Source organism: Caminibacter sp. (genome assembly GCF_053999135.1).
Genome location: NZ_JBMXVQ010000070.1, coordinates 1 through 13,783 on the forward strand (window position 1 = coordinate 1; position 13,783 = coordinate 13,783).

Annotated in this window: 8 protein-coding genes; 4 read left to right on the forward strand and 4 right to left on the reverse strand. The window is 33.4% G+C overall.

Going from position 1 to position 13,783, the window contains the following annotated elements; translation table 11 throughout:
- Positions 1 to 127 precede the first annotated feature (127 nt).
- The 4 genes from ACXJH6_RS05425 to typA form a co-directional block, all read right to left on the reverse strand.
- Positions 128 to 3,625 (reverse strand): efflux RND transporter permease subunit, encoded by a 3,498-nt coding sequence (locus ACXJH6_RS05425; protein ID WP_456470741.1) that lies wholly within the window; start codon positions 3,623 to 3,625, stop codon positions 128 to 130.
- Positions 3,626 to 3,634: 9 nt separating this feature from the next.
- Positions 3,635 to 4,669, reverse strand: a complete 1,035-nt coding sequence (locus ACXJH6_RS05430) for an efflux RND transporter periplasmic adaptor subunit (RefSeq protein WP_456470742.1) — start codon at positions 4,667 to 4,669, stop codon at positions 3,635 to 3,637.
- Positions 4,666 to 6,054: a TolC family protein gene (locus ACXJH6_RS05435; RefSeq protein ID WP_456470743.1), complete on the reverse strand. Its 1,389-nt coding sequence runs from the start codon at positions 6,052 to 6,054 to the stop codon at positions 4,666 to 4,668. The genes ACXJH6_RS05430 and ACXJH6_RS05435 overlap by 4 nt, the downstream gene beginning before the upstream one ends.
- Positions 6,055 to 6,148: 94 nt before the next feature.
- Positions 6,149 to 7,960: a translational GTPase TypA gene (gene typA, locus ACXJH6_RS05440; RefSeq protein ID WP_456470744.1), complete on the reverse strand. Its 1,812-nt coding sequence runs from the start codon at positions 7,958 to 7,960 to the stop codon at positions 6,149 to 6,151.
- Between the two features lie 76 nt (positions 7,961 to 8,036).
- Here typA and fliK point away from each other — a divergent pair, with 76 nt between their 5' ends.
- The 4 genes from fliK to ACXJH6_RS05460 all read left to right on the forward strand — a co-directional run.
- Positions 8,037 to 9,920, forward strand: coding sequence for a flagellar hook-length control protein FliK (gene fliK, locus ACXJH6_RS05445; protein WP_456470745.1), 1,884 nt, complete (start codon positions 8,037 to 8,039; stop codon positions 9,918 to 9,920).
- Positions 9,921 to 9,960: 40 nt separating this feature from the next.
- Entirely contained in the window at positions 9,961 to 10,638 is a 678-nt protein-coding gene (locus ACXJH6_RS05450; RefSeq protein ID WP_456470746.1) for a FlgD immunoglobulin-like domain containing protein, read from the forward strand.
- Between the two features lie 13 nt (positions 10,639 to 10,651).
- Positions 10,652 to 12,535 (forward strand): flagellar hook-basal body complex protein, encoded by a 1,884-nt coding sequence (locus ACXJH6_RS05455; protein ID WP_456470747.1) that lies wholly within the window; start codon positions 10,652 to 10,654, stop codon positions 12,533 to 12,535.
- A 41-nt stretch (positions 12,536 to 12,576) separates the two neighbouring features.
- Positions 12,577 to 13,783, forward strand: a 1,207-nt coding sequence (locus ACXJH6_RS05460) for a flagellar hook-basal body complex protein (protein WP_456470748.1), incomplete at its 3' end; no start/stop codon positions are given.

The window sequence follows — 13,783 nt, forward strand, 5'->3', positions numbered from 1 at the left end:
TAAAATACTTAATACCACTATAAGCCCCAAAGCGCTTAATAAAATGGTGAATCTCATTTGGTTTTTAAGACTTGGCAAATTGTACCTTTTTTGATTTAAATTATAGCAAAAAAGAAAAAAAGAGGAATTAAATTTCTTCTAAACCGTACTTAATATGCTGCTCTTTTTGATGTTTGGAAATTAAATATCTCCAATATAAAATAGGCACAACTACAACCGAAAGAAGAGTAGAAGCAAGAACCCCGAAAATAAGCGCTACAGCCAGCCCCTGCCATACAGGGTCCAAAACGATGACCGACGATGCCAAAATAATAGCAAAAGCCGTTAAAATAATAGGTCTGAACCTTGTAGCGGCAGCTTCTATTATGGCGTCGTTTATACTTCTTCCCTGTTTTAATAAATCATCGGTAAAGTCTATAAGTAAAAGTGAATTTCTAACAACAATACCGGCAAGAGCAATAAACCCTATCATACTTGTAGAAGTGAAATATGTCTTTGAATTAAATAAAGCAAGAGTAATCCAGTTCATTAGAGCATGTCCTGGAAGAACTCCTATAAACGTTAAAGGAACCGCCGCAAGCACAATTCTCGGAACCCTGAAATTTTTATAATAAGCAACCATTAACAGATAAATTAAAATAATCGCAACTATAAACGCACCTCCTAAATCCCTGAATACGTCAAATGTAAGTTCCCATTCTCCGCCCCAGATTAAATCATATGTTTGACCTGTTTTTAAATCAACAGCTTTAAGATTAAGTCTAGGATTTCCGTCATATGTAATTTTATACCCCGGTATTGTATTGTCTTTAAGTTTGCTAAATATATCCAAAAGGGCGTAAATACTTCCCCTTTTATCCATTTCACCGGTTACCATTACCATTTCTCTTAAATCTTTTGAAGTAATCATTCCGTCATATGCCGCAGGTACGACTTTTACAACCTCTTTTAAAGGCACAAGTCTATGAGTCGTCATTGACATAAGTTTAATCTTATCAAGAGCTTCTATACTGTCTCTAGCCTGTTTTTCAAATCTCACAAAAATTCCCACCTGCTCTTTTTCACTAGGAATATGGGCAACACTTACAACAGCCCCTTTAAGTCCCATTCCAAGAATTTTTGCAATTTGTTCAGTAGAAATTCCAAGTAAAGCGGCTTTTTCTTTATCCGGAATAATTTTATATTTAATAATCTGTCTATCCCTCATAATATCTATATCTACAACTTTTGGAGTTTTTTTGTAAATCTCCTCTATATAATTCGCAAGTTTTAGCCTTCCCTCTTCGTCTCCTCCAAATACCTGCATAAGAAGTGTCGCTATTACAGGAGGTCCCGGAGGGTCTTCTACAAGTTTGATATTGGCGTTGTGCATACTGCATTTTGATTGAATTATAGGTCTTAACCTGCTTACCATATCAATAGAACTTTCTATTCTGCCCTCTTCCTTAGGATAAAGGTTAACTCTAATCTCTCCGTAGTTTTCCCCCTGTTTCATACTGCTTCCTCTAAGAAGCCCGTTAAAATCCACAACACCGCTAATACCTATAAACTGTTCAAAATCTTTTATTTCATCTTCTTTGCTTAAAACATTGGCAACACAGTTGCTAACTTCCGTAGTAGCGTCAATACTGCTACCTTTTGGTAAATCAATAGTAATATTAAAAGTATTTTTATTGGCACTTGGGAGCATTTTAAATAATACTATTTTAAATACAGGAAGCGCTATGGAACCTGCAAGAGCCAATAAAAGGACACTAAAAAACACTACTCTTTTAAAAGTTGAATTTAAAAGAGGGTCTAAAATAGAGTGAAAAATTTTATATGTTTTTGTTTTTCTTATATCAAACGGTTCATGGTTTTTATGCTTATGCTCAGGTAAAAACTTAACCGCGGCCCATGGTGTAAATATATAAGCAACAAACAAAGAGGCAATCATCGCTACTGGAACGTTAAAAGGAATAGGTCCCATATAAGGTCCCATCATCCCCGTTACAAAAAACATTGGAAGAAACGCTAAAATAATTGCAAGAGTGGCTATATTTGTAGGATTTCCTATTTCGTTAGTTGCAAAAACCGCAGCATATTCTCTAGGTTTATCCCCGATTTCAAAGTGTCTATGAATGTTTTCAATAACAATAATGGCACTGTCAACCAATAAACCAAGAGACAGAATAAGGGCAAACAGGGTAATTCTGTTAATAGTCTGTCCGGCAAGCATGCCTATAAATAACGTAATAGAAAGAATAAGAGGTACGGTAAAAGCAACGATTAACGCCTCTCTCCATCCAAGCATTACAATTAAAAGAATTACGATAATACCAAGAGAAATCAATAAATGCTCAATTAACGTATTAACCGCATGATTTGCTTTTTGACCGTCATTTCTGGTAACATAAATATCAACGTCTTTAGGTAAATCTTTTTTAAGCTCTTCAACTTTTTTTAATACATCATTGGCTACAAAAACAGCGTTTGAACCTCTCTTTTTCCCTATAAATACGGTAACTTGATTTAATTTTTCACCTACCGGATATTTATTAATTTCTTTACCGCTTAATTTAGGGTCTTCATAAAACGCTTTTCCGCCTTCAAAATAAGTTTTATGTTTATTTTGAAAATCAACCCCGTCTTCAACTTTAGCTATATCTTTAACATAAATAGGTCTTCCCATATAATTTGCCACTATTAAGTTTTCAACATCCTTAACCGAATCAATAAACCCGTCAAATTCCACAGGAATGGAATATTTTTTATTTTCTGTACCTCCTAAAGGATAATCCACGTTGCCGCCTTTAAGGGCTTTGGCGATTTGTCCAAGAGAGAGGTTATAAGCGGCAAGTTTTTGAGGGTCGACAATAATATTAAACTGTCGTTTATGTCCTCCTTTAATTCCTACTATACTTACGTTTTTAACTTCAGCCAAAGGAGACAACAGTCGCTGGGCTATTCTATAAAGCTGTGCATCGTCATATTTTTTACTTGAAATTGCAAGAGTTACTATCGGTACTTCGTCAATATCTATAGGTTTAACAAGAGGCTGCCAAGCCCCTTTTGGAAGTTTATCCATATTTCTCATAACCCTGTCATAAATTTTAAAATAACTTTTATTTTTATTTTGACCGACTTTAAATCTAACGGTAACCACTCCAACACTGTTCATAGCCATACCGTAAACATGTTTAACACCGGTCATAGCTTTAAGCGTTCTTTCAAGAGGGTCTACTATAACGTTTTGAACTTCTTTTGAACTGGCCCCTGGATAAACTACAATAACATTTGCGGCAGGAACGTCTATTTGAGGATTTTCTTCTCTTGGAGTAAATAATACGGCAACAATCCCCATAAGCATAAACATAATTGCAAGTACAGGTGTTAGAGGATTTTTCAAAAACATTCTGGCAAGTTTACCTGCAATGTTTAGTTGAAGTTCTTCTTCTATTCTCTCAAGCTCTTGTTCTTTAACGGATATTTCGCTTTCTAATTTTTTTAATTCTTCCTCAAGAGCTTTTAATTCTTCTTCATGTTTTTTTATTTCATTAATATCAAAAGAACCGGAACTTTTTTTAAGTTCGAGCTCTTTTTTCTTAACCTCAATCAGCTTTTTGAGTTTTTCAAGTCTTTCCATATATTACTCCTATAAACTTTGTCCGTCTTTTAAGTTCGCAGGAGGATAAAGAATTACTTTTTCACCTCCTCTTAACCCCTTAACCGCTATATTGTCTTTAATCTGAGCTATCTCTTTTACAGGAACGAATCTAGCTTTATTATCTTCTACAACAAATACCCCCATTATTCCTCCTCTTGTGGTAACAGCCGCAAAAGGCACTAAAACCGCTTCTGTTTTATCTATCACAATATTAGCTTTAGCATACATTCCAGGAAGAAGTCCTTGATGCTCTTTAAAAGAGTATTTAATTAAAAAAGAATGAGTAAAATCATCCCCCGCCGGAACAATGGAAGAAACTTCTGCGTTAAAATGTTTTTTCAAAGCGGGAACATAAATATCCACAGGCATATTAAGTCTAAATTTTTCTATATCGCTCTCTTTTACCAAACTTTTGGCTTTAATAGTATGAATATCGCTTAATACGACTACAGGATATCCCGGAAGCGCCATTTCGGCCACTTTTTTCATTTTCATAGTAACAACACCGTCAATAGGAGATTTAACTTTTGCGTATTTTAATTGAGCCTTAGCCCTTTGAAGAGCCGCTTTTGCTTGTTTTAACATCCCTTTTGCCATATCCACCTGTTTTTTTCTTATGTCCATATTAAGTTTCATTTTTTCAAAATCTCTTTTGCTAACCGCCCCGTTTTCATAAAGGTTTTTAAATCTTTCATAATCTCTTTTAGCATCCGCATAAGCCATTTCCGCCATTAAAACACCGCTTTTTGCCTGAAGTACCGCTCCTCTTGCCTGATTAAGCATAGAATATATATCAGCCGGGTCAACTTCAAAAAGTAAATCGCCTTTTTTTACTACATCCCCTTCTTCTACAGGTATAGATTTTACGTATCCCATAAGCCTTGTGGCAACCATTACCTGTTTTGGAGAATATACATTAGCAACATAAGATTTTTTAATATCAATTACCTCTTTTTTTGCAACTCCAAATTCAAATGCAAATAAAGCTATTGCACTAAGACCAAACGCCAATATTTTTTTCATTTACTCTCCTTTACTAAATCTCCAAGTGCTTTTTTTAATTCTGCGGCAGCCAACGCTTCATCGTATTTCGCTTTTATAAGTTCGGCTCTCGCTTTTCTCGCTTCCGCTTCTTTCATTAATAAAATAGGCATAGTTATCATTCCCTGTTTATACATAAACGTATATTTTTTCAAAATTTCTTCAGCAAGTTCTTTACTGGTCAGTTTCTCTTTTACCACGGCTTTTTTTGTTTTATAATTTAAATATTTCTGTTCAACTTCTAAAGCTATACCTTTTTTCATATATTTATAATAATAATTAGTCTGCATAGCTTCTATTTTGCTTTTCTGCACCTTTGCATTTATACTTTTATCAAAAATATTCCAATTCATACCCGCAGCTGCAAGATAATAATCTTTTTTACTGCTTAAAGTGAGTTTATTATCGTTCCATCCATATTCCAAATGGGCCCCAACCATAGGATATTTGGCTGATTTTTCAAATTTTATTTTCGCTTTCATAGTTTCCACGTTTTTTTTCATCCACTTTAAATCGCTTCTGTTTTTTATGGCTATTTTTTTTAATTTGTATAAAGAAGCATTTTTAGGTATTAAATTTTTAAATTCACCCACATCGCTGATATCTTCATCATCGCTTAAAAATCTGAGATATGCAAGAGCTAAAGAATATTTGTTTTTAGCCTCTATCATCATAGCGTCAACTTCAGTGTCTCTTTTTTTAGCCTCAAGCAAATCAGTAGTAGTGGCCATTCCCTGATTATAAAAATCGTTAACCATTTTTACAAAAGAAGTAGTGGTTTCTTTTGCTTTTTTTAAAGCGTCTATAAAATATTTTGCCGCAACCGCACCGTTATAAGCTTTTAATACTTCTATAGCCAACTTGTTTTTATCATTTTGAAATTTAAATTTATTTGCAAGAATTTGAAGCTTTGCCATCTCTTTAGCATATTTAAGTTTAAATCCTGTAAAAATCGGAACTTCATATACAAATTTTGTATTAAAGTTAGTCCTGCTTCCGGGATGGTCCAAATCTTTTGGTTGAATAGATAAAACTTTATCTCCAGATGTGGTCCCAGCCATAAGCCCAGGCATATTGGCTAAAAAATCAGCAAATCCAAAATCCCTAAACGTAGCTTCTCGGCTTCCAAGCTTCATACCAAAAACATACATTGCGTTATTTGTCCTGCTGACTTCTTCAGAAAAAATCAATTTACCCCAGTCATAACCTTTGGCTTCTTCAAGCTGAGATTTTGCCTTGTCGATATTCAATTTTTTGGCTTTTAACTCCAAATTATTTTCTAAAGCCTCTTTTAAAACCGAATCAAAATCAACGGTTTTTGCAAAAACCATACTCGACAAAGCGGCTAAAAACAAAAATTTTTTCATACCGCTCCTTTTTTGTAGAGAATTTTAACAAATAAGTAATAATTATAAGCAAGATATAAGAAAAAGTTATAAGAAAAAAGGAGAAGAAAAGTCTTTATTTATCTTTTTTCCTACTCATTCTTTTTCTCTCAGTAGGGTCAAGATATTTTTTTCTAACACGGATAGATTTTGGAGTAACCTCTACAAGCTCATCGTCTTCTATCCACTCAAGAGCCTTCTCAAGCGTCATTTCAACAGGAGGTACTAATTTAATAGCCTCGTCGCTTCCGCTTGCCCTTACGTTTGTAAGGTTTTTACCTCTTATAGGATTAACTTCAAGGTCGTTGCTTCTGCTGTGTTCTCCCACAATCATTCCGTTATAAACTTTATCCCCCGGTTTTATAAACATTTTACCTCTTTCCTGAAGGTTAAAAATAGCATATCCCGTAGCCGTTCCGTTTTCCATGGAAATAAGAGCCCCGTTCTTTCTCGTATAAGGCTTGGTTGTAGCCGGACGGAATTCTAAAAATGAACTGTTAAGTACTCCCTCACCTTTTGTATCGGTCATAAATTCACCTCTGTATCCGATAAGTCCGCGAGCCGGCATTTCAAATTCAATTCTTGTAGTCCCGTCACTTAGAGGCATCATATTTTTCATAACTCCGCCCCTTGTTCCTAGTTTCTCAATTACCGCCCCGCTATATTCATCAGGCACGTCAACAACTACATATTCATACGGCTCAAGTTTTACGCCGTTTTCTTCTTTAATAATAACTTCGGGTCTTGATAAAGAAAATTCAAAATCTTCTCTTCTTAAATTTTCAGCCAATATTGCAATTTGAAGCTCTCCTCTTCCGCTTACTTTAAATTTACCCTCACCTAACTCTTCTATTTTCATAGCGATATTCGTTTCCATCTCTTTAAAGAGTCTGTCTCTAAGCTTAGGGGCCGTTACGTTTTTACCTTCAGTCCCCGCAAGAGGAGAGTCGTTTACACTCATAATTACGCTGATTGTAGGTTCTTCTATATGAAGCGGGTCAAGCTGTACGGGATTGTCTTTATCGGCAATCGTATCTCCGACATCAAGAGCCTCAAATCCGGCAACCGCTACAATATCCCCTGCTTTTGCTTCGTCTATTTCTATTCTGTCAAGTCCTAAAAATCCCATAAGTTTAGTAATTCTTCCGTTAATTTTTTCTCCGTCGGCTTTTACAAGAGTAACGTTTTCACCTTTTTTCACTTTCCCGTTAAAAATTCTGGCAATTCCTATTCTACCTACGAAATTATCGTAATCAAGTGTAAATACCTGCATTTGAAGAGGTTTTTCCTCATCTCCGGTAGGTGCGGGAATATATTTGGTAATTGCTTCAAAAATCGGCGTCATATCTTTATTATCGTCTTCAAGTTCCCATTTTGCTATTCCGTTTTTAGCCGCCGCATAAATAATAGGAAAATCCAGCTGGTCTTCACTTGCCCCCATACTTACAAATAAATCGAAAACCTCATCAACTACTCTGTCGGGCTCGGCTGCGGGTTTATCGATTTTATTTACAACCAAAATAGGTTTTAAGCCAAGAGAAAGGGCTTTTTTTACAACGAATTTAGTCTGGGGCATTACCCCTTCTTGGGCATCAACAAGAAGTAAAACCCCGTCAACCATTTTTAACACCCTCTCAACTTCTCCACCAAAATCACTGTGTCCCGGGGTATCAATAATATTAATTTTATAATCGTTCCACTTAATAGCCGTATTTTTAGAAAGAATGGTAATTCCTCTTTCTTTTTCAAGGTCATTTGAATCCATAACCCTCTCACCTAGTTCTTTTCTGCTGTCAAGCGTTCCTGATTGTTTTAGAAGTTCATCGACTAAGGTAGTTTTACCATGGTCAACGTGAGCTATAACCGCTATATTTCTAATGTTTTTCATAAATTGCCTTTAAAAAATTTTTGCAATTATATCCAAAAGGAATAAAATTTGCTATTAAAACCAAAAAAGGCTTTTAATGCTTGAAAAACTTCTTTTTGAGCCAAATTCTCAAAAAACAAACCCAAAGTTCACAAAAAATCAAGAAAACTTTATATTGAATTTAATAAAAGAAACCCCTATAAAAGAAATCCCGCAGCTTTTAAAAACGTTTAATATATCTAAAGAAGAACTTATTAAATTATTTGAAAAAGCTAAAACAGAAAACATTAAACTTCCAAAAATAGAAGATGTTTTAAAGCAAATTCAGTTAAATAATTTCGAAGAAAAAAAACAAAAAAATTTTATACAAAAAGAAAACAGTGAATTAAAAGAAATTCTACCTCAGATATTAAATTCTCTTCAAGACGGCCATTTTAAGAATTCAAATAAAAAAGAGGTTTTACAAAATCCCATCCGGACAATAAAAGAAGTGCTGCTTCAAAAACAGACTGTAAAAAGCCTCAATCTGAACGAAAAAGAAATCAAAGAAATTGAAAACGCAGACTCTATTGAAAAACTCGAAAATATTTTAAAAAATTCCAAAAATATTATTGAAAATCCCAAACAAATAAAATATTTAAAAAACATTATCATACAAAACAAAGAAAAATTAAATTTAAGAGAAAAAGAAATTAAAGAAATACAACATTCTTCTTCATTAAAACAAATCTTAAAATTAATTCAAAACGCTTTAAACGAAATTCTCCCAGACGACCATTTTAAGAATTCAAATAAAAAAGAGGTTTTACAAAATCCCATCCGGACAATAAAAGAAGTGATTCTTCAAAAACAGACCGTAAAAAGCCTCAATCTGAACGAAAAAGAAATCAAAGAAATTGAAAACGCAGACTCTATCGAAAAACTAGAAAATATTTTAAAAAATTCCAAAAATATTATTGAAAATCCCAAACAAATAAAATATTTAAAAAACATTATCATACAAAACAAAGAAAAATTAAATTTAACGCAAGAAGAGACCGTTCAAATCCAACTTTCTTTTTCTATAGAACAAATTTTCAAAACAATTCAAAAATCTTTAAATCAAACCTCTTTAACAACCGCAAAACCTTCAAACGCTTTAAATATTTTAAAAGAGATTCTGCTTCAAAAACAGACCGTAAAAAAATTAAATCTCTCCCAAAAAGACACCGAAGAAATTAAAAACGCAGACTCTATCGAAAAACTAATAGAATTTGCCAACAAAAAAGAGCTCAATTTAAAAAAAATAGTTCTCTCTCAAATTAAAGAAAAACCAAAAAATAATTTAAACGTTTCAAAATTAGAAATTCCATCACAGATTTTATTAACACATTCTAAAAATATTAAAAAACATGAGGAATTTAAACAAACAAAAAATATAGAAAATAAAACTATCTCCCAAAACTCGTTTTCTTTAAAAGACTTACTTACTAAAGAAATTAAAAAAGAAAATATAAAAACCGCTCCATCAGATAAAATTTCCGACAATTTAAAAAAAGAAGAGCCAAATAACCATATTAATCATTTTACTCCGACACAAAAAACCGTTCAGGTAAAACAGCAGGTCATAAAAGCAAAACAAACCTTTACACATTTTGCAAACAATCTTAAAGAAGCAATAGAAAATTATAAACCTCCTCTTAGCAAAATTTCTATGGAATTAAACCCTAAAGAGCTAGGAAAAGTAGAAGTAACGTTAATTCACAGAGGGGAAAAACTTCAAATTCAGATAAATTCATCACATCAAACAATGCAATTTTTTCAGATTAATCAAAACGAATTAAAATCAGCCCTTGTAAATATGGGATACAGTGATGTAAATATGAGCTTTAATTCAAACCAACAGCAAAATCAAAATCAAAAAGAGTATAGACAAAATCAAAAACTAAAAAAACAGGATGAGGAGGAGCTAATTATAGAAATACCTTATCAATATGCATAAAAGGAACGCTATTTGCTTGGTCTATAAAAAAGGCTAAGCTATGGCAACAGTAAGCAATATAGACTCAAAAACACCTACGGCTTCTTCAAAAGATATGGTATTTAACCCAAAATCACAACTTGATAAAGATGCTTTTATGCAGCTGTTTTTAAAAGAACTTGAACTTCAAGACCCGACAGACCCTATGGATACCGATAAAATGTTAGAACAAACAGCTTATCTTTCAACAATGGAAATGAATCAAAATATGCAAACGACTCTTGATAATCTCTCTGAAACCATAAATACTTCCCAAAGAATTGGCGTAATAAGTGCTATAGGAAAAATGGCGGATACTAAAGAAAGATATATTAACGTTACTGATAAAATGGATAAAGCAGATTTTGAACTATATTTTGGAAATGATATTTCAAGTGGAAGCGTTCAAATAAAAGATAAAAGCGGAAATATTATAAAAACTTTCCCTCTTGAAGCTCATAAAAAAGGAGTTTTAAGTTTTGAATGGGATTTAAAAAATGACAACGGAGAAAGAGTTGCAAATGATACATACGAAGTAACGGCACAATATACTTCTACAGATAATTCTACCCATAAAACTGCACTTGGAGCATATCCTATAGAATCTGTAAAATTTGAAAACGGAGAAAGTTATGCGAAACTTGGAAGCCAATATTATCCGTTTAACAAAATAAAAGAAATTTACGAATGGCAAAATTAAATAAAGGATACTTATGACGACATCCTTTTATAACGGCATAACCGGGATGATGAGCTTTCAAAACGGTATTGATACATGGGGAAATAATATTGCAAATATTAATACTGTAGGGTTTAAAAAAAATATTCCAGAATTTTCCACCATTTTTTCCCAAACACTTAAAACATCTCCCATAACATCCGACGTTGGACTTGGAAGCACCCTGTTTTCAACGGCAAAAGATTTTTCAGAAGGGAGCATTGTTGAAAGCGATAATCCTTTTGATATGGCTATAGTGGGAGACGCTTTTTTTAAAGTTGACGATTTTTATACAAAAAACGGACAGTTTGATATTGACAAAGAAGGATATTTAGTTGATGATAACGGTCATTATTTACAGGGGGTAATGCTTTATAAGGGAGAAAGTAATATTGTCGATGAAAATTTAATAATAAACGAAAATAATTCGGTAAATTTTGATGACAATACTCTTTTAACAGGTGATTTATCAAAAATAAAATTACCCCCTAATTTACAATCGCCTGCAAAAGTATCAAAAAATTTATCCCTTCAGGCTACGCTTACTGATAAAATGCAAAATCCCTATTTAAGCGATGAAAACGCAATATTAGGTGTTGAATATATCCAAAAAGACGACAAATACATTCCTGTAAATATAGAAGATGGAAATGAAATAATAGCGGGATTTGGAGATTTTAAAATTGATCAAAATTTAGTATATACCGACATTACACTAAAAGAGATAAACACACCTTTAATCATAGATTCAGTCATTAACGGACATAAAATAAACCTTGAATTTACCGACCCGTCAACAACCCCAGATGACGTAAAAAAAGCCATTTCAGACGAACTTAATAAATACGGTGTAAGAAATGCCATTACTGATGAGGGTATAAGAATATGCGGATATAACAAACTAATAATACAATCAAACGATTCCGTTTTTAAAAATGTTGCCGTTGAAAGGATTAGTTACTCTTCCTCTCCTACAAAAGAAAACGAATTTCACACAAACAAAGAACTCACTTCCATTTTAAATCAGTTAGCACAAAATATAGATACCAATATAAACATAACATTTGAAAACGGCGGTTTTAAATTTCAAAATAATTCCGATAAAGACATCACTTTAACTATGAAACCTTCAACGGAAACGATAAAAGATTTTACTTCTATTTTCCCAAAATCATTAACCGCAAAAACAACACATACTACCAATCAACTTTATTTAAACGAACAAAAATTCAGCGGCTATTACTACGACGAAAAAGGAGACAAACACCCTTTAACTTTTTCTTTTTTAAGAAACGACAAAGACAAATTTTTTTTAAACGTATTAGACGAAAACGATACACCATTAACCACTCAAGAGTTAATTTATAAAGACAATAAATTCACTCCTAATACAATTACTTTTAACGGTATGACCTTAAAATTAGATTTAACTCTGCAAAACTCTTCTCTTTATAACACTATATTTTCTCAAGACGGTTTTCCTAAAGGAGAATTAGAACGTTTAAGCATCGACAATAACGGAACTATTTTTGCTTATTTTAATAATTCAAAAGAAGCAGTACTTGGAAAAATACCGATATTTCATTTTCAAAATTCTCAAGGTCTCTCTTCTCTTGGAAATAATTTATTTATGGAAAGTCCCAATTCAGGAGAAAAATTAATAACAAACCAAGATTTTTTTGCTCAAAACAATACTAGTCACTCATCTTATCCAACAAAAATAGCATATATTAAAAGCGGAATGCTTGAACAATCAAACGTTCAGCTCTCGCAGGCTATGACAGAACTTATTATTACTCAAAAAGCATTTAGCGCGGCGGCAAAAACCGTAACTACCAGTGATGAAATGATACAAAAAGCAATAAATCTAAAACGATAGGAACAAAAATTGCTTGAAAATACAAAAAAAAGGTTAAAACCATGATGAGAAGTTTATGGAGCGGGGTTAGCGGACTTAACGCCCATCAAGTCGCTATGGACGTTGAAGCAAATAACATTGCAAACGTCAATACCGTCGGATTTAAATACAGTAGAACAAATTTTCAGGATTTGTTATATCAAACGCTCAAATCTCCAACCGCCCCTCAAGGAAACTTAGGAGGCAAAAATTCATTTCAAGTGGGGCTTGGAACAACCGTCAGTGCAGTAGAAACGATCTTTAAACAGGGAAGTATTCAAAATACTGATAAAAACACCGATATGGCAATAAGCGGTGACGGTTTTTTTGTAGTCAGTGAAGACGGAGGACAAACCTATAAATATACAAGAGCGGGAGATTTTACCTTTGATGCAAACGGAAATTTTGTGGACCCTAACGGTTATATCGTTCAAGGATGGTTGTCTAATCCTGATACCAATGAAATAGACTCAACCACTCCTATAAAACCGATAAAAATCCCTCCCGGACTCACTACACCGGCACAAGCCACAAGCAAAATACAACTTAAAGCAAATCTTAACAGCGGAGACCATATTACGGAAAAAGCCCCTACCAGAGCCACCGTTGATTTACTGCAGGATATAAATTCATTATACGATGCCGAAGGAAAACAAATTTCATTAGACCCTGATAATGACAAATTGGTATTAAATATTAAAAATATAGCAAATCAATCATATTCTATTACCTTAAAATACGGAAAAAGTTCAAATGATCACGATAAAAATTTTCAAAATTTAAAAGAACTGCTTGAAGAGATTAATTTTGCCATAACGCATGACAGTGCAGGGGTAAAATATTATGACAGTATAAGTACCAGAAGATCCGAATACAGTGTTTACTTAAACGGAGACGGGCAAATAACAGACCCGCAAAACAGGATAAGCGTAGATTCAACTTCTACAAACAACCTTTTAACAAATATCTTATCAAAACTAAACGGAACCCCTACAAATAGCGATTCAATTAAAAGCATAAGAAACAGCTTTATCGGCGCGGACGACGTAGGGGAACTGTTTAATTCAAACGGGGATGCCATAAACTTACAAGACGGAGAAGGGATTGAAGCAAGTATCGAAGGATTAGGAGAAAACAGAAAATTCGTATATACATCCGAGCCTATTTCAAACGCCGGCACCTGTGGAGCGACTTCCGCCACATATCAAAAAGACGGAGATATTACAAAAT

Coding starts and splice junctions, on each gene's coding strand:
- ACXJH6_RS05425 (WP_456470741.1), bottom strand. CDS start 3,625: ATGGAAAGACTTGAAAAACTCAAAAAGCTGATTGAGGTTAAGAAAAAA.
- ACXJH6_RS05430 (WP_456470742.1), bottom strand. CDS start 4,669: ATGAAAAAAATATTGGCGTTTGGTCTTAGTGCAATAGCTTTATTTGCA.
- ACXJH6_RS05435 (WP_456470743.1), bottom strand. CDS start 6,054: ATGAAAAAATTTTTGTTTTTAGCCGCTTTGTCGAGTATGGTTTTTGCA.
- typA (WP_456470744.1), bottom strand. CDS start 7,960: ATGAAAAACATTAGAAATATAGCGGTTATAGCTCACGTTGACCATGGT.
- fliK (WP_456470745.1), top strand. CDS start 8,037: ATGCTTGAAAAACTTCTTTTTGAGCCAAATTCTCAAAAAACAAACCCA.
- ACXJH6_RS05450 (WP_456470746.1), top strand. CDS start 9,961: ATGGCAACAGTAAGCAATATAGACTCAAAAACACCTACGGCTTCTTCA.
- ACXJH6_RS05455 (WP_456470747.1), top strand. CDS start 10,652: ATGACGACATCCTTTTATAACGGCATAACCGGGATGATGAGCTTTCAA.